Here is a 22028-nt window from a genome sequence, read left to right as displayed (position 1 = left end):
CTTACCGTTACGAAACCGGCGTCGTGCGCGTCGTCCGTCGACCCGCGTTCGTACCGCTCGAGCTGCTGCGCGGGGATGGCGCGGATGGGACGTTCGACGTATCGAGCGAAGCCAAAAACTCATCGTTCGTCTTCGTGTCCGCCAACTTCTTCAGGAAGCTGTCGACGAATTCCATCGAATCGTTCATGCTCTTGCGAATGGCCCACACTTTATCCAGCGCTTCTTTCGTTAAGAGCATCTCCTCGCGGCGCGTACCGGAGCGGCGCATGTCGAGCGCAGGGAATATCCGGCGTTCGGCCAGCTTCCGATCCAGATGCAGCTCCATGTTGCCCGTACCCTTGAATTCCTCGTAAATGATATCGTCCATCCGCGAGCCCGTCTCCACTAGCGCCGTCGCCAGAATCGTTAAGCTGCCGCCTTCTTCGATATTCCGCGCGGAACCGAAGAACCGCTTCGGACGATGAAAGGACGCTGGATCGATACCGCCGCTTAGTGTCCGTCCCGACGGAGGCACGACCAGGTTGTACGCGCGGGCAAGCCGCGTAATGCTATCGAGCAGGATAACGACGTCCTTCTTGTGTTCGACCAAGCGAAGCGCCCGTTCCAGCACCAATTCCGCGACTTTGATGTGATTCTCCGGCAGTTCGTCGAACGTCGAGGCAATGACTTCCCCTTTGACGGAACGCTGCATGTCCGTGACTTCCTCCGGCCGCTCGTCGATCAGCAGCACGAACAGCTCGATATCCGGGTGATTAACCGAAATGCTGTTGGCGATTTCCTTTAATAGCAGGGTTTTGCCGGCTTTAGGCGGCGCTACGACCAGACCGCGTTGCCCGAGGCCAACAGGTGCGAGCAAATCCATGATACGCGTCGAAAGTTTTGTCGGGGAATGTTCCAGCACCAATTTCTTTTGCGGATAAAGGGGAGTCAAGGCAGGAAAATGAAGTCGTTCTGCAGCTTGTTCGGGGCTTTGTCCATTGACAGCATTTACCTGAAGCAGACCAAAATAGCGTTCATTCTCTTTCGGAGCCCGGCACTTGCCGGATACGAGGTCTCCCGTCCTCAAGTCGAACTTGCGAATCTGCGAAGCGGAGATGTAGATATCCTCGGTGCTTGGCAAGTAATTGATCGGTCTTAAGAATCCGAAGCCTTCCGGCAAAATCTCGAGCACGCCCTGCATGAACATGAGCCCGCTCTTCTCGGCTTGCGCGCGCAATATCGCAAATATAAGTTCCTTCTTCTTGAGCTGCCCGTAGTACGGGATCTGGTATTGCTTGGCCAGCTTATACAGCTCGGTTAGCTTCATCTCTTCCAGATCAGCGATCTGAAGATCTGTCATATTCTCACCACTTTGTCCATGATCTTGATTCCATCCATCATTGCCGGAAATGGCCCGATCTATTCCGACCCGGGCCTCCCGGCTCGCCTATCGAATGGCGACTACTCGATCTCGCGCCACACATCAGCGCCAAGCGCGCGAAGATTCTCGACCAGGTTGTCATAACCACGGTCGATGTACTCCACGCCCGAAATCTCAGTCACGCCATCCTCCACCGCCAGCGCCGCTACAACTAGCGAGGCCCCGGCCCGAAGATCGGCGGCGCGTACCTTGGCCGCGTTCAACGGACCGCCCTCGATAATGGCCGAGCGGCCTTCCACGCGAATATTCGCACCCATGCGAGAAAGCTCTGGAACATGTTTAAACCGATTGCTGTAAACATAATCACTTAATATACTGACTCCCGCCGCCTGCGTGAGCAAGCTGGTCATGGGAGATTGAAGATCGGTTGCAAAACCCGGGTACACCAGTGCCTTCACGTCGACCGCTTCGTAACGAGGCTGACCGACGATCCGGATCGATTCGTCCATCTCGTAGACATGGACGCCCATCTCCTGCAGTTTCGCCGTCAACGCTTCCATATGCTTCGGAATGACATTATCGATAAGAACGTCGCCGCGCGTCGCCGCGGCCATAATCATATAGGTGCCGGCTTGAATCCGATCCGGGATAATCGAGTGGCGGCAGCCATGCAGGCGGTCCACGCCTTCGATCCGAATCGTCTCGGTTCCCGCGCCTTTAATCTTGGCGCCCATGGCGTTCAATAAGGTGGCTACATCTATGATTTCCGGCTCTTTGGCCGCATTCTCGATAATCGTCGATCCTTTGGCCCTAGAAGCCGCCAGCATAATATTGATGGTCGCGCCCACGCTGACGACGTCGAGATAGATCTTCGCGCCCCGCAGCTCCTTCGCGACAATGCGCACGGAACCATGATCGTTGGTGACCTCCGCGCCAAGCGCCTCGAACCCCTTGATATGCTGTTCAATTGGCCTCGGCTCGAAGTTGCATCCACCCGGCAAGCCGATGGTTGCCTCGCCGAATCTTCCCAGCATCGCGCCCATGAGGTAGTACGACGCCCGAAGCAGCTTGACGTTGCCGTTGGGCATCGGCTTCGAGGTCATCGAGGCCGGATCGATGACGAACGCATCGCCATCCCAGCCTACGCTGCCGCCGAGTTCTTCCAAAATTTCGCTGTATACCGCCACATCGCTAATGTGCGGCAGATTGTCCAGTACGACCGTCGACTCCGCCAAAATGGCAGCCGGAAGCAGCGCCACCGCGCTGTTCTTGGCGCCGCTGATCTGAACGGTGCCGCGCAGCGGGCGTCCGCCGCGAACCATTAATTTTTCCATGAACTCTTAAATCCTCCCATTCGGAAAGACACTAGCGTTTCTCCCAAAAGTGAAGTGTACCGTGAATTTTCCGGATTGCTGTACGATTGCGAACTTGGCGACTCTCGGAACTTGACTCTGTGCTGTAAGCAAGAATGAGGGCAAGATGAAACGGCTGGCGCCGTCATTGCCGGCGAAGCGCATTTCATTCCTGAGAAGCTGATTGGTGTGCGTTCACAATCCGAAGATTGGGAATGCAGCATTCAGCGAAAGAGAAATACAACCTTGCTTGATAAGCGTAGAACGTATATATGCTTGTATTTCAAAAAAAACGCCGGAAGCAACGCATCCCGCCCCCAGCGAGAGACCGGCAGGCTAGCGTGCGAGCAGCTAAGCCGCCGTCCTCTGTCGAGATGCGGGATCTCCGCCGCCGAAGGGCAGCGTACGCTTCCTATGTCATATAACGCCGTGCCATGTTGGCTGCTTTACGAAAAATGATCTTGACTTGCCATCCTGTGTCATTATACCACATCGCCGTCCCGTTTTGTACAACCCGCCAATCCCGTACCAACCGCGCAATCAAAGGGATTCGCGCCTCCGCCGCGCATGCGTGGCGAACGGCTGGCGCCGCCTTTCGCAGCGAGGCGCGTTTGATTCCGAGAATATCAAAAAAGGACCCTGATATCAGGATCCCGTCGCGAACCAACTGCCCGATCCTTTGCCCCGAAGCTGCATATTTACCGCAATTCTCATCTCGTCAATGTCGAACGGCTTCGTAAAATGCATCAGCGCGCCATGATCGGTCGCTTCTTTAATCATATCCAGCTCGCCATACGCGGTCATCATGATGACTTTGATGTCCTTGTTGATGGCTTTGACGTGTTTCAATATCTCGAGCCCGTCCATACCGGGGATCTTCATGTCCAGCAGGACGAGGTCAGGCGATTCGGATCTGACGATTTCGAGCGCCAACTTGCCATTGGAAGCTTGAAAAGTATTGTAGCCTTCGCTGCTGAACACTTCCATCAGCAAGACACGAATCCCGTTTTGGTCATCGACGATCAACACTTTCTTATTATCCAACCTGAAACCCTCCCATAAATCCGCGACGCCAGGCGACACGATTTGGTCAACTCTTCCATAATCGTTAATATATTCGCGCGCAGAACCGCAATATCCTGCTTCGGCTCCGAAAAAAAACGGAGAATCTGCAATCGGCAGATTCCCCGCATCTTGGACTAGTGCTTAAGCTTCCGATACTTCCAGTGCCGCTCTTACGAAACCGCGGAAAAGCGGTTGCGGACGGTTCGGACGGGACGTGAATTCCGGATGGAATTGAACGGCCAGGAACCATGGGTGATCCGGCAACTCGACCATCTCGACGAGGCGACCGTCCGGCGACGTGCCGGAGATGCGAAGGCCGGTCGCTTCGATCCGCTCGCGGAACTCGTTGTTGAACTCGTAGCGGTGACGGTGACGCTCGTACACGAGCTCGTCGCCGTATTCGCGCTCGGCCAGCGAGCCTGGAACGGTCTTGCACGGATACAGGCCCAGACGCATCGTGCCGCCCAGATCCTCGATATCCTTCTGCTCCGGCAGCAGGTCGATGACCGGATAAGGCGTCGACGGGTTGATCTCCGAGCTGTTCGCGTCCAGCAAGCCCGTCACGTTGCGCGCGTGCTCGATGACGGCCACTTGCATGCCCAGACAGATGCCGAAGAACGGAATGCGCTGTTCCCGTGCGTAACGGATCGCATTGATCTTGCCTTCGATGCCGCGGTCGCCGAAACCGCCCGGCACGAGGATGCCGGAGACGCCCTGCAGCTTGTCCGCCACGTTCTGCTCCGTGACTTCCTCCGCGTTCACCCAACGCAATTTCACTTCCGCGTCCCAAGCAAAGCCCGCGTGACTCAGCGATTCCACGATGGAGAGGTAAGCGTCGTGAAGGGCCACGTACTTGCCGACGATCGCAATCTCGGTCGTACGCTTCAGGTTCTTCACGCGATCGACGAGCCCTTGCCATTCGGTCATGTCCGGTTCGCCCGCGTTCAGCTTGAGGTGATTCACGACGAAATCGTCCAGCCCTTGCTCGCGAAGCATCAGCGGCACTTCATACAGCGTCGGTGCATCGATGCACTCGACGACGGCGTTCGCGTCGATGTCGCAGAACAGCGCGATTTTGCGCTTCAACTCTTCGGCGATCGGCTGCTCGGTCCGGCAAACGATAACGTTCGGCTGGATGCCGATGCTGCGCAGTTCTTTGACGCTGTGCTGCGTCGGTTTCGTCTTCACTTCGCCCGCCGCCTTGATGAACGGAATCAGCGTAACGTGCACGTACATCACGTTGTCGCGGCCGATGTCGCTCTTGATCTGACGGATCGCCTCGAGGAACGGCAAACTCTCAATATCGCCTACCGTGCCGCCGATCTCGGTGATGACCACGTCCGAACCGGTTTCTTTGCCGGCGCGGAACACGCGGTCCTTAATCTCGTTCGTAATATGTGGAATAACCTGCACCGTGCCGCCGAGGTATTCGCCGCGGCGCTCTTTGGTAATAACGGTCGAGTAAATCTTGCCGGTCGTGACGTTGCTGTTCTTCGACAGATTGATATCGATGAAGCGCTCGTAGTGGCCTAAATCAAGATCCGTCTCCGCGCCGTCGTCGGTCACGAACACTTCGCCGTGCTGGTAAGGACTCATCGTGCCCGGGTCCACGTTAATGTAAGGATCGAACTTCTGGATCGTCACTTTCAGACCCCGGTTCTTTAGCAAACGGCCGAGCGACGCCGCCGTGATACCTTTGCCCAGAGACGACACGACACCGCCGGTTACAAAAATGTACTTGGTCACTGATGATACCCTCCACGCTAGTAAGTTAAAGTATAGGTTAACCCAAATTCCGCACAAAAAATGGTGCTAAAAAAAGAAAAAAGTGACACCCGAATACGGGGGCACTTTTTGACTTTTGTCGTATATCTAATGTCCGAACTTGAAGCCCATGCAATAGTTTAATATGCCGGACATCCCGTGTCAAGACCGCAAAACCTGCGATTTACGTCTCGTTTACTTCTCGCCCTCTTCGTCCGCTAAATCGTCCGCTTCTTCTTCCTCGGCCTCTTCTTCGTCCGATTCCTCATCCTCGAGCTCTTCGTCGTCAATGAGCACTTCCTCGTCGACTTCTTCTTCGGTTTCGACTTCTTCGTCGAAGATCTCTTGATCCTCGTCGTACAAGTCGAAATCCTCTTCGTCCGCCGCGTAGGTTTCCTCTTCCTCGTCGTCGTTGTAGAGATCGTCGTCGTCGTCGTCGTTGATAATGCGCGGACGCTTCGCGTTTGTAACCGGGTCCTCGTTGCGTTCGACCGGATACCAGCGCTTCAATCCCCACATGTTGCTGCCGACGCATGCGAAACGGCCGTCGATGTTAATTTCCGTATATACTTGCGCAATCACCTGGTTGATTTCTTCTTGGGACAATTTCCGGACCTTCGCAATCTCCATCATCAGGTCCCGATAATAAAACGGTGTATTGGCGGCTTTCAGCAATTCAAACGCCAAGTCGACCATCGGCATTTCCTTCACGCGCTCCGGATCGAGTTTCAACGTGAACTCGCTCATGGGTACACTCCCTCTCGTACGAATGCGAATCGTCTCTCTTCGCTGCTGCTTGCGTTCCTTTTTCAACCTATAGTAAAACCTATTTTTTTCAAAAAAGCAAGCTTGGCCGGCGCGCATGAGGGAAATGCCGCGCAAGAACTGAAAATAGCGGAGGGCTGGGCCCTCCGCTTCGACTGTATCCCTCCCGCCGCCTGCTTGCGACAAGCCGCTCTGCGGGAATCAAGAACCGCTCCCGCGGCTCTTCCTATATAGTATGAAGACCCGCGCGAATTGACACTATTCGCCGCCTATTTTGCAAAAAAAGGTCACTTGCTCATACGGCTTGGAACGCTCGGTCATACAATACCTCAGCAGTTCCGCCGTAGGAGGGGACGCCAAATTTGGACAGAACCGAGATACTCCGTTGGTTGCATCGTAAACTGGCCGCGCCCGCTACGGGCACGAAGCGGCGGATCGTCCGTTTTCGGCGGCACGGCGACTACAAGCGGTTTCTGAATGTCTGGACCGAATGGGCCGCATCATCCGCAAAACGGGAACGCGTTCGCCATTTGCCGCTTATACAAGGCTTCTCGTTCCCCGACGAGGGAGGAGCAGCTTCGTCGTCCTGCTTCCCTGCAAAGGACGTCTGGCTGGAAGTGGATCAGCCGGTCGCCGTCGACGCGCCGAACATCATGCCCAAGCCGACCACCGCGGACCGAGGCATCCCTTGGGGCGTGCAGAAAATCAAGGCTCCGCTCGCCTGGAGTTCGACGACCGGCCACCGAATCAAAGTCGGCGTGATTGACACGGGAGTCGATTTCAACCATCCGGATCTGAAGCAGTCGCTCGGCCGGGGGATCAATCTGCTCAATCGCAGCGCGCTGCCGTTCGACGACAACGGGCACGGCACGCATATCGCGGGCACGATCGCGGCGGCCAACCAGGTGCACGGCATGATCGGCGTCGCGCCCAGGGCGACCGTCTATCCCGTGAAGGCGTTCGACAACAACGGAAGCGCCTTCGTCTCGGATATCGTGCTTGGCATCGAATGGTGCGTCAATAACGGAATGAACGTCATCAACATGAGCTTCGGCATGAAGTCCCGCAGCAAATCGCTGCTCTCCGCCGTCAATCACGCGTATAACTCCGGCGTCATCATCGTCGCTTCCTCCGGCAACGACGGCAAACGCAAAGCCGTCGATTACCCGGCCCGCTACCCGCAGACGATCGCCGTCGGCGCCACCACCCGGCTGCGGCGGGTCGCGCCGTTCAGCAATCGCGGCATGCATATCGATATTTACGCGCCCGGCGACAAAATTCTGTCGGCCTGGCTGCGCGGCAAGTACAACGAAATGAGCGGCACGTCCATGGCCACCTCGCACGTCAGCGGCGCCATCGCGCTGCTGCTCGCCCAGCATCCGGGTCTATCGCCCGGCGACATCAAGGCGATTTTGAAGAAGTCGATGGTTCCGCTGCGGGGCACGAAAGTGCCGCGCGTGACCGGCGAGCTCGATATTATGCGTATGCTGCAGGCCGCCGAGCGTTAACCCATTATGCGCCATGGAGCGGCATGCGCGGGCGGCAGCGACAAGCTGCTCGGGCGAAAGGCCGCTCGTTCGCGAGGAGCGTTCATCCTCGGCTCATGCGGCAATGCGCGGATACAGCGAAATAGCATCGTTCGGAAATAAGCAAGAACCCGGAAGCGAACGCGGCAAAGCCGCGCCTGTTCCCGGGTTCTTGCTTTTGGCGTCTCGACGGACGGGCCGCTCCTACATGCGCTCCGGCGCGGATACGCCGATCAGGCGCAGTACGTTGGCCAGCACGGTGCGGACGGCCGACAGCAGCGCGAGGCGCGCCTGCGTCTGCGCGGCGTCTTCCGTGATGACGCGCTCCGCGCGGTAGTAACTGTGGAACAGCGCCGCCAGCTCGTAGACGTAGCGCACGAGGCGGTGCGGGGCGTATTGCTCCGCCGCTTCGGCGATCTCTTGCGGCAGCTCGCCCATTTTGCGAAGCAGATCGTATTCGTGCTCGGTCGACAGCTTAGCAAGATCGACTTCGGCCAGCGCGGCCAGCGAGATGCCCTGCTCTTCGGCTTGACGGAATACGCTGCAGATACGCGCGTGGGCGTACTGCACATAGAACACCGGGTTCTCGTTGGACGTCGAAATAGCCAGATCCATATCGAAATCCAGGTGCGAGTCCATGCTGCGCATCGTAAAGAAGTAGCGGATCGCGTCGACGCCGACTTCGTCCATCAAGTCTTCCATCGTGACGGCTTTGCCTGTGCGCTTGGACATCTTCACCTTCTCGCCGTTCTGGAACAAGCTGACCATCTGCGCGATCAAGACGACCAGCTTCTTCGGATCGTTGCCGAGCGCTTCCATCGCCGCCTTCATGCGGGGAATGTAGCCGTGGTGATCGGCGCCCCAGATATTGATCATCCGGTCGTAGCCGCGGGCATACTTGTCGCGGTGGTACGCGACGTCCGGCGTCAAGTACGTGTACGAGCCGTCGTTCTTCACGAGCACGCGGTTCTTGTCGTCGCCGTACGCCGTCGTGTTCAGCCACGTCGCGCCGCCTTCCTCGAACACCTGGCCGCGCTCGCGCAGCGCCTCGAGCGCCTGCACGACTTGGTTGGTCTCATAGAGCGACGTCTCGCTGTACCAGCTATCGAAGCCCACGCGGAAGCGTCCCAGGTCGCGCTTGATTTTGTCCAGCTCCCGCTCTAAGCCGTACTGGCGGAAGAACGCGTAGCGCTCGTCTTCCGGCAGCGACAGCAGACGGTCGCCTTCCTGCTCGGCCAGCTCCTTCGCGAAACCGACGATGTCCTCGCCGTGATAGCCGTCCGCCGGCATCTCGGCGTCTTGGCCGAGCGCTTGCTTGTAGCGCGCTTCGATGGACAGCGCCAGGTTCGCGACCTGGTTGCCGGCATCGTTGATGTAGTATTCGCGCGTGACCTCATAGCCCGCGAAGTCGAGGACGTTGCACAGCGCGTCGCCGACGGCCGCACCGCGCGCGTGGCCAAGGTGCAGGCTGCCCGTCGGGTTGGCGCTGACGAACTCGACCTGCACACGCTGACCGCCGCCGGCGCTTACGCGGCCGTAGCCGTCGCCTTGATCCAGCACGTCCGCGATGACCGGATGCAGGTAACTGCGATCCAAGCGGAAGTTAATAAAGCCCGGTCCCGCGATTTCGGCGGACTGAATCGACGCTTTCGCCGTATCGAGGTTCGCCACGATCGCTTCGGCGATCTGGCGCGGGTTCTTCTTCGCCAGCTTGGTCAGCTGCATAGCGGCGTTCGTCGCAAGGTCCCCGTGCGCCTTCTCCTTCGGCACTTCGATCGCGAATACCGGCAGTTCTTCCCGGCTTGCCAGTCCCGCCGTGACGACCGCGTCGGCGATGGCTTCTCTTACTTGGGCATGCAGTTGTTCCAGTACGTTGGTGGTCATTCGAACATCTCCTTTATATATGTTGGGCGTGTCGCCCCGGTCGTGGATTCCCTGTGTGCCTGCGTTCGCGCTTCCTACGGCGTGCCCGCCGATTCCTCGGCCTCGGCCAGCAGGCGAATGCGGAACTGTCCGACCGATTCTCCGCCGACCCATAGCGTATATCGCCACTCGAGGAACAGCGGCAGCGAAGGTCTTGGCAAATTGTCCGCCGTGCCCGTGCTGCTCTCGTCGCCGGTCTGCATCCAGAGCAGCAGCGTCTCCGTCTCAAGCGGGAACGTCGCGTGCTCGGACTTGTAGCGGCCCGGCAGCCGCTGGCCGGCCGCGAAGCTCTGTTCGGCCTCAATGCCGCCGTGCCGGGTCAGCCGCAGCTCGCCTTCCCTCCATCTGACGGTCGTGCGCACTTCGCCGTATGTCTCGTCCCGCTCCTCATAGCGGATGTAGACCGTCCTGTCTTTCCGGTACCACTCGCCGGTGAGCTGATGCGCCTGCTTCTCGCCGTCCACGTCGCTCTCGAGCGTGATCCGAATGCTTGCTTTATCGTTCATAGACGCCAAACCGTCCCCCTCCAATGCGCAATAGGCCGTGCCCCACGCGTTTCCTTCAGGTCAAACAAAAAAGCCCCCGTCTCCGAAAGAGACGGAAGGCTGTCCGTGGTACCACTCTTCTGAAACCCGCGTCGGCCCGCAATCGCCGGGCGGCGTTCCACTTGACAGAATAACGGCCTGTACCGGGTCTCCCTACCGGCGAGCGCCTGCGGCCTCTCGCTTCAGGAAACCGACTCCCGGGTGCGCTTCCGGCTGCGCTTCCGTACCGGCTCCCACCACCCCGGCTCGCTAAAACGGCTTCTCGCTAGCGTACTCTCCCGATCATTGTCGCTGAATTTGGTTCTATTATAGTCGTCCCCCGCCGAAAAAAGCAAGGGGCGGCATGATCAGAACGACGCGCCGCGCGCAAGGTCGACGATCGGCCGCCATGCTGCGATGCGGTCGGCGGCCCCGCGCATCTGGGGCGTCGGGATCGGACTCGTGGACGGCAGCTTCAGCAAAACGCGCCCTTCCGTGCAGGGATGATGGCGAAAATGCTTCATGAAGGTATCATGCGCTTTGCTGCCGTTAAAGACGAGGCAGCGAATGCCCGGATATGCCGCGAGCAGCTCCGGAATCGCGTTAGGCGTCTCGCCTTTAATCTTCGCATCCAAGCTGCCTTCCCGCTCGCCTGCGGCAATGACGTCCCATAACGCCAGCCGGTGCCGGGCCGCAAAAGCCAGCCGATCGTCATAATCCGGATCCGGCAAAGCCCCGTCGCCGAACAGCGCGTAGACGACCGTCCAAAAGTAGTTGCGGGGATTGCCGTAATACTCCTTCACCTGCAGGGAAGCATCCCCGGGCAAGCTCCCCATAATCAGCACCCGTGCTCGCTCGTCGATCACGGGCGGAAATGAATGTTTACGCATGGCTCTCGCCCCTTATTGCGGCCAGCAAAGATATGGCTCCGGCGAACCCGGCGTCTTGCCCAGGGCCCAGCGAAGCCAGTCACGCAAGCCCGGTACGCCTGCGCCTTATGCCTCCTCCGTCCGGCGAGAGGCCGGCGGCTGGCCGTTCATTTTCTCGATGCGCGCGCAAATCTCGTGCTGCCACTCCGCGTCGTCCGTCATGGATGCAACCAGCGATAGGTTGTACAAGTTGGCCAACTGCCTGCAATAGACGGCGTTGGCGGCCAAGCAATGCTCGAAATCGGCCGACTCTTGGTCCGACAGCTTCCGCTTCGTCCGCAGGATGTACAATTCCGCCAAACGTTCATGCACCGGTAAAATGCCCATTGTCCCACGCTCCCTTTTCGCCTTACGTGAATGTTAGCTTCTCTAGTAGCCAGTATGGCCAAAACCATCACGTTTCATAGGCAGGGAGCGCCGAAAGTTTTGCCGCGGCGCGACAGCTCCGGCGAGGGCGGATTACGCAAGCGAACCTACTCGGGAAAATCGGAATGGTAGACGGTAGATGAACAGCCAACGCGGAAACTCTATCACGCGCGGTCTTCCCCAAAACAAACCGGCCCGCCCTCGCATCAAGATGCGAAGACGAGCCGGTCGGACGCGGGGCGCTGCGCCCGAACGCGATTTACTTAATAAAGCCGAGCAGCATCTCGCGGATGACTTTGGATGCGACGATCTGCGTCATCTCCGAGTGGTCATAGGCCGGCGCAACCTCGACGAGGTCGCAGCCGACGACGTTCACGCCGGACTTCGCGATCGCGTGGACCGCCTCGAGCAATTCCTTGCTCGTAATGCCGCCCGCTTCCGCCGTGCCCGTGCCTGGCGCCGCGGACGGGTCCAGGACGTCGATGTCGATCGTCAGGTAAACCGGACGACCCGCCAGCTCAGGGAGTACCTTCTTCAGCGGCTCGAGCACCTCATACGGATGGAAGTTGATGTTCTCGCGCGCGTACTGCCACTCTTCGCGGGAGCCGGAACGGATGCCGAACTGGTAGATGTTCTTGCCGCCCATCAGGCTCGCGGCTTTGCGCAGCGGCGTGGAGTGGGACAGCGGCTCGCCTTCGTAGCTCTCGCGCAGGTCGGCGTGGGCGTCGAAGTGAATGATCGCCAGATCCGGGTACTTCTTGTACACCTCTTGGAAAATCGGCCAGGAGACGAGATGCTCGCCGCCGAGACCGACCGGCATTTTGCCATCGGCCAGCACGCCGCTCACGAATTCGCCGATGATGTCGAGCGAACGCTGCGCGTTGCCGAATGGCAGCAGCAGATCGCCGGCGTCGAAGTAGTCGATGTCTTCGAGGCTGCGGTCGAGATACGGGCTGTATTCTTCCAGGCCGATCGACACTTCGCGAATGCGGGCCGGGCCGAAGCGCGAACCCGGACGGAACGAGACGGTAAAGTCCATCGGCATGCCGTAGATGACCGCTTTGGAAGCGGCGTAATCGTCGGAGCTCAGGATAAAGACGTTACCGGAGTATTTTTGATCCAGACGCATGGTTGGGTCCTCTCTATTTCACCAAGTCTTCCACAAACTTCGGCAGAACGAATGCCGCTTTGTGCAGACGAGGGGAGTAGTATTTGGTGTCGATCTCCGGGATGGACGACTCGTCCACCGCGAGCGGATCGTGCTTCTTGCTGCCGAGCGTGAACGTCCACAGACCGCTTGGGTACGTCGGCACATTCGCCCAGTATACGCGCACGATCGGGAATACTTCCTTCACGTCGCGGTTAACGCTCGAGATGAGGTCGGACTTGAACCAAGGGTTGTCCGTCTGCGCGACGAAAATGCCGTCTTCCTTCAGGGCGTCGTAGATGCCTTGGTAGAAGCCGCGCGTGAACAGGTTGACCGCCGGGCCGACCGGCTCGGTGGAGTCGACCATGATCACGTCGTACGTGTTCTTGTGGTCGTGGATGTGCATGAAGCCGTCGTTGACGATGACTTCCACGCGCGGGTTGTCCAGCTCGCCCGCGATGTTCGGCAGGTATTGCTTCGAGTATTCGATGACTTTGCCGTCGATCTCGACGAGGACCGCTTTCTCCACCGAAGGGTGCTTCAGCACTTCGCGAATAACGCCGCCGTCGCCGCCGCCGACGACGAGCACGTGCTTCGGATTCGGGTGGGTATACAGCGCAGGATGGGCAACCATTTCATGATAGACGAACTCGTCCTTGTCGGTCGTCATGACCATGCCGTCCAGTACGAGCATCGTGCCGAATTCTTCGGTCTCGATCATGTCGAGCTTTTGAAAATCGGTCTGTTCGCTCACGTACGTTTCTTTAATTTTGGCCGTAATGCCGTAGCTGTCGGTTTGTTTCTCGGTATACCACAATTCCATGGCTGTTAGGTCCCTTCTTTCTTGTATGTTGGATTCCTATTATTCGTTAGGTCGATGGTTCACACTGTATTATAGTGCTTCCGGGGGAAAAATCAACCTTTCGCGTCCCCCCTGCGCAAAAAAAACATTTTCGCTCCTAAGGGGGTGAATAGGCGTCCCGCACGTTTTCCATACTAAGGAAAAAGAGATGCGAACGTGAGGGATGCCATCATGACCAAACCCGCTTCCAATTCGGCGCCGCGCAAACGCGGCACGCCTTGGCGCGTGCGCGCCGAACGGTGGATGCCGCTAATCCGCCGCCTTCGCAAGGCGGGCTTCGTCGCCGGATGCTGCACGCTGGCGCTGCTCCTTTTCGCCTTCGGCTTCCTTTATTATTTGCGCCATCAGACGCTCCCGGCCGCTTCGATCACGCAAACGTCCCAGATGCTCGACCTGCAAGGCAACGTCATCGATACGTTCCATACGGGCGAGAACCGGCAATCCGTGCCGCTCAAGGCCGTCTCGCGCCACTTGATCGACGCCACGCTCGCGATCGAAGACCAGCGGTTCTACGACCATCTCGGCTTCGACGTGAAGGGGCTGGCCCGGGCGGCCGTCGTCAATCTGGAGCATATGGAGACCAAACAAGGCGCCAGCACGATTACTCAGCAGCTGGCGCGGAATCTTTACCTCACGCACGAGCGGACATGGAACCGCAAAATCAAAGAGGCGATGTACACCGTTCAGCTCGAGATGAACTACACCAAGAACGAGATTCTCGGCCTGTATCTGAACCAAATCTACTATGGGCACGGCGCTTACGGGGTCGAGGCCGCGGCGCGCCTATACTTCGGCAAGCATGCCTCCGAGCTGACGCTGGCGGAGAGCGCCATGCTCGCCGGCATTCCGAAGGGGCCCAAGTATTATTCCCCTTATAATGATATGAAGAATGCCAAGGACCGACAGCGCACGATTCTCGGGACGATGGCCGCGCAAGGCTATATTACCCGGGAAGAAGCGGACGCGGCGGGCCAGGAGCTGCTCGCATTCCAGCCGCTGGGCGGCGGCCAGCAGGACGGCACCGCGCCGTACTTCCGCGACTATGTCCGCAGCGTCGCCGTCGACCAGCTCGGCATCAACGAGCGGATGTTCAGCGAGGGCGGCCTGCGCATCTACACGACGCTCGACGAGGAAGCCCAGCTTGCCGCGGAAGACGCGGTCGCCAAGGGAATTCCGACCTCGTCGCAGCAGCAGGCCGCGCTCGTGTCGATCGATCCGCGAACCGGGTACATCAAAGCGATGGTCGGCGGACGGAACTACAAGACGAACCAGTTCAACCGCGCGCTCGCGAAGACGCGGCAGCCCGGCTCGTCCTTCAAGCCGATTCTCTACCTGACCGCTCTGCAGCAGGGCGGGATGACGCCGGTCTCCCGGTACAAAAGCGAGCCGACGATCTTCACCTACGACGAGGGCCGGAAGACGTACGCGCCGCACAATTACAACGACAAATACGCCGAGGATTATATCGACATGCGGCAGGCGATCGCGAGCTCGGACAACATCTATGCGGTGAACACGATCATGTCCGTCGGGGCCGACAACGTCATCGACATGGCCCGTCGCCTCGGCATTACGGCCAACCTGCAGCCGGTGCCATCGCTCGCGCTCGGCACGTTCCCGGTCAGCCCGTTCGAGATGGCATCCGCCTTCGGTGTATTCGCCAATGCTGGCCAGCGCGTCGAGCCGACCGCGATACTGCGTATCGAGGATAGCAAAGGCGAAGTGCTGTACGAAGCCAAGCCGGTGCACAGCCAAGTCGTCGATCCCGCGCACGCGTACGTGCTGACGAGCTTGATGGAGAGCGTGTTCGAGACGGGCGGCACCGGCAGCCGGGTCGCGGCCCTGCTCAAGCGGCCTGTCGCGGGCAAGACCGGCACGACGGCGACCGACGCCTGGCTCGTCGGCTACACGCCCGAGCTGGTCACGGCGGTCTGGGTCGGCTACGACAAGGATCGGAAACTAACGCCGACCGAGGCGCACCGCGCCGCGCCGATCTTCGCGAACTATACCGAGCATGCGCTGGCCGCCGTGCCGCCGAAAATCTTCCCCGTGCCCGGCGGCGTCTCCACCGTGTACGTCGATCCGAAGACCGGCAAGCTGGCCGGCAAAGGCTGTCCGGACCGACGGCTGGAGACGTTCGTCACCGGCACCGAACCGGCGGAGTTCTGCGGGGCGCACGGCGATCAAGCCGCATCCGGCGGCGAGGACGCGGTCAAGGAGACGTCCAAATCGTGGTGGTCGCAGCTGAAGCGGTGGTGGACGGACTGACCGTAGACGGCGGCCCTGTGCCCACATGGCCGTTCAATTGGCAATAGGAAAGAGCCTCTAACCAGCGTTTGACGCGGGTTAGAGGCTCTATTTGCGGTTTATGGCGGAGGAGACTACCGTCCCTCGAGTCGCTCAACGCGCTGCCTACTTCGAGAACGTCTCGATGAACTGAATGACCGCGGGACCGAGCAGAACGATGAAGAGGCTCGGGAAAATGAAAAGCACGAGCGGGAACAGCATCTTGATCGGCGCCTTCATGGCCTCCTCCTCGGCGCGCTGCTTGCGGCGATCTCTCACCTCCTGGGATTGCACGCGAAGCACCGTCACCATGCCGATGCCGAGCTTCTCCGCCTGCAGGATGCTGCTGATCAGCACGCGCAGCTCCTCGAGCGGCAGCCGATCCCTCACGCCTGCCAGCGCCTCGCGGCGCGTCTTGCCCAGGCGGATCTCCTCCAGGCAGCGCCGAAACTCGCCGGCGAGGACGCCTTCCTTGCGGGCGACCAGCTTATGCAGCGCGGAATCGAACCCGAGGCCGGCCTCCAGGCTGACCGTCAGCAGGTCGAGCACGTCCGGGAGTTCGCGAAGCGCTAGCTTGGCCCGTGCTTTGGCCTTCAATCGCAAATAATAGCCGGGCAGGACAAGCGCAAGGCCCAGACCGGCGAAAGCCATCATCAGCCAGCCGCCCGCCGCCAATCCAAGCAAATACCCGTAGCCGCCCGCCGCGCACGGCAGCAGCACCCCCGTCGCGATTTGCAGCAGCCGGTAATCGACGGGATTCATCTGGAACGGCCGGCCCGCCTGCAGCAGCGCCAGCTCGATGCTGGCTTCCTTGCGCTCCTCCAATCGCCGGCTGAAGGCGCGCCGCATCATCCGCAAGCCCGGCTTCAGCAGCCGGCTCACCAAGGAACGCTCCTCGCCGGGCGCGGAGGAAGGCTCCGGCTCGCGCGGTTTCTCCTCCAGCGTCCCGCTGACCTGGGCCAGCCTGCGCTTGAGCCGGCTGCTCCGCTCCTCCCGCAGGACATACAAACCGTAGACCACCAACGTAACCGTCAAGCAGAACGCCGCATACAGCATCGGTTACACCTCGATCCGGGTCATTTTTCGAATAAGCATAAAGCCGATCGTTCCCGACACGCCGCCGCCGGCCAACAGCCCCATGCCGATCGGATGCCGGAACAGCGTGCCGATGTAGTCGGGCTCGATCAGATAAAGCAGCACGCCGAGCACGAGCGGCAGCAAGCCGATGACCATACCCGAAAGCCGGCCCTGCGCGGTCAGCGTCGTTACTTGCCGCTGAATGCGACCTCGGTCCCGAAGCGTCTGCACGATCGTCTCCAGAATGACGGCTAGATTGCCGCCGATTTGACGCTGGATGAGAATCGCCTGGACCAGCAGGTCAAGATCCTCGCTCGGCATGCGCTCGCGCCAGTTGCTCAGGGCATCCTCGACCGTCGCCCCATACTGCATCTCCTTCAGCACGATATCCGCTTCCTCGCGCATCGGCCCCGTCGACTCTTCCACCACCGTCTTGAGCGCCTGCACGAAGCTGAAGCCTGCACGAAGCGATCCGATGACGGTGGTGAGCATGTCGAGCAGGCTGTCGTTGAAGGCGGCCAGCCGCTTGCGGCGAAGCCGGTTCACCATCCAGCCCGGGAGCATGAAGCCGGCGGCGGCGCCGACGATCACTAGCGCAAGCTGCCCGGTCAGCAAGTACAAAAGACCGCCGCCGAGCGCGATGCTCAACCATTGGAACAGGATATACTCTTCCGGCTTCATCGCGATCCCGGCCAGGCTTAACCGCTCTTCCAACCGCTGGCTCTTCTTCTTGGTCAGCACTCGCTCGCGCACCGCTTGCTTGGACAGCTGCAGCTGGACGAGCAGGCCGAACTTCCGGCGCCCGAGCGGCTTCTTATCGTGCAGCACCAGATAATGCCGCAGCCGGTTCTCCATCCGCTTGTCCGTCTGCAGCAGCTGCAGCGCGGCGACGAACATCAGCAGACTGGTCGCGAACACCATCGCCGTGAGGATGACCGCCATATGCCCACTCACTCCTCTTCAATAAATACGGATGCCGGAATATGCATGCCCGAGCTCTCCAGCCGCTCGTAAAATTTCGGCCGGACACCCGTCGGCGCCAGCTTGCCGACGATCTTGCCCCGCTCGTCCACGCCGGTCTGACGGAAGGAGAAAATATCCTGGAGCACGATGACATCGCCCTCCATCCCCTGCACTTCGGTAATGTTGGTAATTTTGCGGGAGCCGTCCTTCAGTCTCGACTGCTGGATGATAATGTCGATCGCGCCCGCGATCTGCTCCCGAATGGCCTTCACCGGCAGCTCGATGCCCGCCATCAGCACCATCGTCTCTAGACGAGCGATCATATCGCGCGGGCTGTTCGAGTGGCCCGTCGCCAGGGAGCCGTCGTGGCCGGTATTCATCGCCTGCAGCATGTCGAGCGCTTCCCCGCCGCGCACCTCGCCGATGACGATCCGCTCCGGACGCATCCGCAGCGAGTTGCGCACCAGATCGCGAATGGTGACGGCCCCCTTGCCCTCGATGTTGGGCGGGCGCGATTCCAGCGACACGACGTGCTCCTGCCACAGCTGCAGCTCGGCCGCGTCCTCGATCGTCACGATCCGCTCGTCGCTCGGAATGAAGCCCGAGAGCACGTTGAGCGTCGTCGTCTTGCCGGAGCCGGTGCCGCCGCTGACGAACATGTTCAGCCGCGCTTTGACGCACGCCTCCAAGAAAATCGCCATATCCCGCGTAATGGTGCCGAAATCGATTAAATTCTCGATCGTAAAGGGGTCCTTCGAAAATTTGCGGATCGTGATGGTCGGGCCCTTGAGCGATAACGGCGGGATAATGACGTTCACGCGCGAGCCGTCCGGCAGCCGGGCGTCCACCATGGGACTACTCTCGTCGACGCGGCGGCCGATCGGCGAGACGATTTTATCGATAATATTCATCACGTGCTCGTCGTCGCGGAACTGCACGTAGGACAGCTCGATTTTGCCATTGCGCTCCACGTACACCTGGTTAGGGCCGTTCACCATGACTTCGCTGATGTCCGGATCAAGCAGCAGCGGGTTGATCGGCCCGAAGCCGGTCAAATCGTGCAGCAGCTCCTCCACGACCTTCTTGCGGTCGACCTTGCCCCGCAGCGACTCGTCCTCCATGATAATCTCGATGGCCATGGCGTCGATCTTCGGAATGACCGCCTCGACATCCTCGTCCTTCAGGTCGTTCAGCACCTGCTTATGCAGCTTGTTCTTCAGCTCCTGGTGCTTCGAGATCGACGCCTGCGCCTCCTTCGGACGCGGATCGGTCCCCCGGATCTGCCGGAAGGTCGCCAACAGGTCCTTCCTCGGCGCCCTGCCTGCGGCAGCCGGGTCCGGGGTAGGGGCAGCGCCTGCTCCGGTCTCTGCCGGGTCCGCTCCGGCGGCCGCGGCTTTGGCTTGGATTTTATCGAGTAAGCTCATGATTCCGTCCATCCTCTCGCCTGTGTATTTCGACCCGCTACGCTTTGGCCGCCTTGCCGAACAGCTGCTGGAAGAAGGAGCTCTGCTTCGGCTTGAACGTCGAGATTTCCCGCCGCGAGATAAGTTGCTCCGCCATCTTGAACACCGTCTTGGCCAGCTCCGACTTCGCTTGGTTCAGCACGAACGGAATGCCGATATTGAGCGACTGCGCAGCCAGTTGAAAGTCGTTCGGGATGTAGGTCGCGCTCTCCATGCCGAGAATTTCCGGCACGTCCGCCGCCTTCAGCACGCTCTCCATCGTCGAGCGGTTCACGATCAGCTGCGTCTTCTCCCGAAGACCGAGCACCTCGAGCGTCTCCAGCATCAGCTTCGTATTCTTGACCGCCGTCATCTCGAGCGTCGTCAGCATGAACACATGGTCTGCCTTCTCGACCAGCTGCAGCGTCCGCTCCTGCAGCCCGGCCCCCGTATCCACGATGACGTAATCATGATGGGCCAATAATAGGTCGCTCACCCGGTCGATCGCCTCCGCCGTTACGAGATCCGCCAACTCCGGCCGCTCCGGCGCGGCCAGCACCTTGACGCCCGAATGATGGTGGATGAGATAGCCTGCCAGCGCATGGCGGTCCAGCTGCTCCAGATTGCCGATGGCATCTTGAATGGTGAAGGTGGGGTGAAGGTCGAGCGCAAGCGCCACGTCGCCAAACTGGAAGCTCGCGTCCAGCATGCCGATCTGGATATTCTTCTTCGTCAGGGCGACGGCCAAATTGACCGCCAGCACGGTCCGCCCGATTCCTCCCTTGGCGCTGCAGACGACGATCATCTCGCCGCGCTTCCCCTCCGATGCCCCGGCCATGCCGCGCTCTCCGACGCCGCGATCCGCTTGGTTCATCTCGACCATCCTCCTCTGCCCGATTTCCGCTCTCGTTCGACGCTGGCAACGTCATCCGTCTGCCGCGGTTCGGTTCCTTGTTGACGCTATGATTTGCTATTGCTTCCCGCGGGCTTGCCGACCGTCGTGCCGGATTTGGCATCCGTCGTCTTCCCCGCCACGCCTGCCGGCGCCTTCGGCCCGACCGCTACGCTGCCGCGCAGCATCAAGCTCACCGTGCCCGCTTCGTCCGCATGGACCACTTTGACGCCATCAGCCGGCTTCACTTCCAGCGTGACGGTGGCGTACTCCACGTAAGGCGTATCCGACCTTGCTTCCACCATGCGTCTGCCGATGGCCAGTACGCGCACGTTCTCCAGCAGCAGCGTCGATTTCATCGTCTGGGCCGCCTTCTCCTGAACGGTATACACCACGTCTACGTAGTCGCCGGGCTCGATGAGGTTCGAGACGGATTGGACCAGGTTTACCCCGACGGCCGCCGCCCGGTAGCCCTCCCGAATTTTCTTGGACACCACCAGCGCTTCATCCTGCCGGTCCTGCAGATGGTGGGGGAGGATCACCTCGCCCGGCACCAGCGCCGACGCCGTCACTTTGCCCGCGGCCGCCGCCGGATCCCGCAGCGCCGTCCCGTTGATGGCCGTAGCCGGCACCTCGACGAGCTGCAGCATGCCGCCGGACAACTGGGTATTCTCCGCCAACGCCTGCTTTGCCGCCAACACGCGAATCATCGCTTTGCCCGACTCCGCCCGCTCGTCCACTTTCTTCATATAAGTAAAGAAAAGCGCCGTCGTCGCCAAGCCCATCAGGACTGCGGCCACTAATATGATTTTCGATCTCATGCGCGTCCCCCGTCCTCCGCTGTCATCTTGATGTCCTGTAACGCTATTCAATCAACCGAATCGCGTAAGCGCCTTTACTCGCGATGTCCGGCGCGGCATAACCGGTACCGGCCCGCTCAATGAACATGCCCGTGATGGACGTATCCTTGCTCGACATCGGTTCGAGAATGTAGAAATACGCGAATCCTCGAACCTCGATCGATTTCAGTTGATTCGACGAAAATTCATGTGGCTTGTAAACCGGAATCAATATGACTCGGGAAGAGTCCCGATGCCAATACTCCCCGACCGGATACGGGTCCTGGTCGATGCGCAAATTGATGCTGTCGCGCGTCTTGCCCGCCACGTTCCCGGTCTGGGTGTCAATGATATCGCCCGCTTCGATCTCGCTCGGATACCCGAACTTCAGATTGCTCTCGTACGTCGTTGCGCCCGGCCCGCCGAGCGCCAGAATGCCGAAGTAGCCCGCTTCCACCCCGGAGTTGTCCACCTTGAGCTTGTACGGCTTCAAGTACTCCAGCGGAATCGATTCATCGATGCCGAGCGGCGCTACGCCGGCGGCCCTGCCCATCGGCGCAATCCGCGCCGCCGCTTCCGCCGAGACGGTTGCGGTATCTTTGCCGAGCAGTCTGGCGAAGCCGAGTCCGATCTTCTTCTCCAACTTCACGCGCACCGTGGACATCGGCGCGATCTCGGTGCCGGTCAAGCTGCTCTGTTCCCCGTGCGCGGCCAGAATCGATCCGATCACCGCCTCCGCGGCTCCAACCTGTCCGGTTAGTTCCTGCGCGCCCGACAACGCGGCTGCATTGGCGGTTTTCTGCAAATGACTCTTCGTCGCGTACATGATCCCGCCATCCACGACAAGCCCGGCAATCGTGAGCAAAAACATCATCGATAAGCCGGCCCAGACGATCGTGCTGCCGCGTTCTTCCTTTATAAAAGCGCCAAAATCCGTTTTCATCGT

General features: G+C 59.9%; 19 protein-coding genes. 2 read left to right on the top strand and 17 right to left on the bottom strand.

Annotation, left to right across the window (positions count from 1 at the left end):
• Positions 1-7: 7 nt before the first annotated feature.
• The 5 genes from rho to rpoE form a co-directional block, all read right to left on the bottom strand.
• Positions 8-1339, bottom strand: coding sequence for a transcription termination factor Rho (rho, locus tag ACFSKT_RS30925; RefSeq protein ID WP_377717558.1), 1332 nt, complete (start codon positions 1337-1339; stop codon positions 8-10).
• 101 nt (positions 1340-1440) lie between these two features.
• Positions 1441-2694 (bottom strand): UDP-N-acetylglucosamine 1-carboxyvinyltransferase, encoded by a 1254-nt coding sequence (locus ACFSKT_RS30920; protein WP_377717557.1) that lies wholly within the window; start codon positions 2692-2694, stop codon positions 1441-1443.
• Positions 2695-3357: 663 nt separating this feature from the next.
• Entirely contained in the window at positions 3358-3756 is a 399-nt protein-coding gene (locus ACFSKT_RS30915; RefSeq protein WP_377502245.1) for a response regulator, read from the bottom strand.
• Positions 3757-3918: 162 nt separating this feature from the next.
• Positions 3919-5523, bottom strand: coding sequence for a CTP synthase (locus ACFSKT_RS30910; protein ID WP_377717556.1), 1605 nt, complete (start codon positions 5521-5523; stop codon positions 3919-3921).
• Positions 5524-5736: 213 nt separating this feature from the next.
• Positions 5737-6288 (bottom strand): DNA-directed RNA polymerase subunit delta, encoded by a 552-nt coding sequence (gene rpoE / locus ACFSKT_RS30905; protein ID WP_377717555.1) that lies wholly within the window; start codon positions 6286-6288, stop codon positions 5737-5739.
• A 380-nt stretch (positions 6289-6668) separates the two neighbouring features.
• Between rpoE and ACFSKT_RS30900 the strand changes: the two genes are divergently transcribed.
• Positions 6669-7814 (top strand): S8 family peptidase, encoded by a 1146-nt coding sequence (locus ACFSKT_RS30900; RefSeq protein WP_377717554.1) that lies wholly within the window; start codon positions 6669-6671, stop codon positions 7812-7814.
• A gap of 222 nt (positions 7815-8036) precedes the next feature.
• Here the strand turns inward: ACFSKT_RS30900 and argS are convergent, their stop codons facing one another.
• The 6 genes from argS to speE form a co-directional block, all read right to left on the bottom strand.
• Positions 8037-9716 (bottom strand): arginine--tRNA ligase, encoded by a 1680-nt coding sequence (gene argS, locus ACFSKT_RS30895; RefSeq protein WP_377717553.1) that lies wholly within the window; start codon positions 9714-9716, stop codon positions 8037-8039.
• A 74-nt stretch (positions 9717-9790) separates the two neighbouring features.
• On the bottom strand, positions 9791-10261 hold the full coding sequence (locus ACFSKT_RS30890) for a YwiB family protein (RefSeq protein WP_377717552.1): 471 nt from the start codon (positions 10259-10261) through the stop codon (positions 9791-9793).
• A 386-nt stretch (positions 10262-10647) separates the two neighbouring features.
• Positions 10648-11169, bottom strand: a complete 522-nt coding sequence (locus ACFSKT_RS30885; protein WP_377717551.1) for a DNA-deoxyinosine glycosylase — start codon at positions 11167-11169, stop codon at positions 10648-10650.
• A gap of 105 nt (positions 11170-11274) precedes the next feature.
• On the bottom strand, positions 11275-11535 hold the full coding sequence (locus ACFSKT_RS30880) for a DUF7667 family protein (protein ID WP_377717550.1): 261 nt from the start codon (positions 11533-11535) through the stop codon (positions 11275-11277).
• 298 nt (positions 11536-11833) lie between these two features.
• Complete coding sequence (speB, locus tag ACFSKT_RS30875) at positions 11834-12703, bottom strand: agmatinase (protein ID WP_377717549.1); 870 nt, start codon at positions 12701-12703, stop codon at positions 11834-11836.
• Positions 12704-12716: 13 nt separating this feature from the next.
• Complete coding sequence (gene speE / locus ACFSKT_RS30870) at positions 12717-13544, bottom strand: polyamine aminopropyltransferase (protein WP_377717548.1); 828 nt, start codon at positions 13542-13544, stop codon at positions 12717-12719.
• 210 nt (positions 13545-13754) lie between these two features.
• Here speE and ACFSKT_RS30865 point away from each other — a divergent pair, with 210 nt between their 5' ends.
• Positions 13755-15851, top strand: a complete 2097-nt coding sequence (locus tag ACFSKT_RS30865) for a transglycosylase domain-containing protein (protein WP_377717567.1) — start codon at positions 13755-13757, stop codon at positions 15849-15851.
• 144 nt (positions 15852-15995) lie between these two features.
• On the opposite strand, the gene ACFSKT_RS30860 is transcribed toward ACFSKT_RS30865, so the two are convergent.
• The 6 genes from ACFSKT_RS30860 to ACFSKT_RS30835 form a co-directional block, all read right to left on the bottom strand.
• The gene (locus ACFSKT_RS30860) at positions 15996-16925 is read right to left on the bottom strand and encodes a type II secretion system F family protein (protein WP_377717547.1); all 930 of its coding nucleotides are present in this window, start codon (positions 16923-16925) and stop codon (positions 15996-15998) included.
• Between the two features lie 3 nt (positions 16926-16928).
• Positions 16929-17888: a type II secretion system F family protein gene (locus ACFSKT_RS30855; protein WP_377717546.1), complete on the bottom strand. Its 960-nt coding sequence runs from the start codon at positions 17886-17888 to the stop codon at positions 16929-16931.
• An 8-nt stretch (positions 17889-17896) separates the two neighbouring features.
• Entirely contained in the window at positions 17897-19333 is a 1437-nt protein-coding gene (locus tag ACFSKT_RS30850; protein WP_377717545.1) for a CpaF family protein, read from the bottom strand.
• Between the two features lie 37 nt (positions 19334-19370).
• Complete coding sequence (locus ACFSKT_RS30845; RefSeq protein WP_377717544.1) at positions 19371-20225, bottom strand: AAA family ATPase; 855 nt, start codon at positions 20223-20225, stop codon at positions 19371-19373.
• An 86-nt stretch (positions 20226-20311) separates the two neighbouring features.
• Positions 20312-21064, bottom strand: coding sequence for a Flp pilus assembly protein CpaB (gene cpaB / locus ACFSKT_RS30840; RefSeq protein WP_377717543.1), 753 nt, complete (start codon positions 21062-21064; stop codon positions 20312-20314).
• A gap of 43 nt (positions 21065-21107) precedes the next feature.
• Complete coding sequence (locus tag ACFSKT_RS30835; RefSeq protein WP_377717542.1) at positions 21108-22025, bottom strand: pilus assembly protein TadG-related protein; 918 nt, start codon at positions 22023-22025, stop codon at positions 21108-21110.
• Positions 22026-22028: the final 3 nt, after the last annotated feature.

Source organism: Paenibacillus xanthanilyticus (assembly GCF_042682185.1).
GTDB classification, from domain to species: domain Bacteria; phylum Bacillota; class Bacilli; order Paenibacillales; family Paenibacillaceae; genus Paenibacillus_Z; species Paenibacillus_Z xanthanilyticus.
The sequence above is the reverse complement of the archived record's forward strand: the minus strand, read 5'-3'. Positions and strand labels throughout refer to the sequence as shown.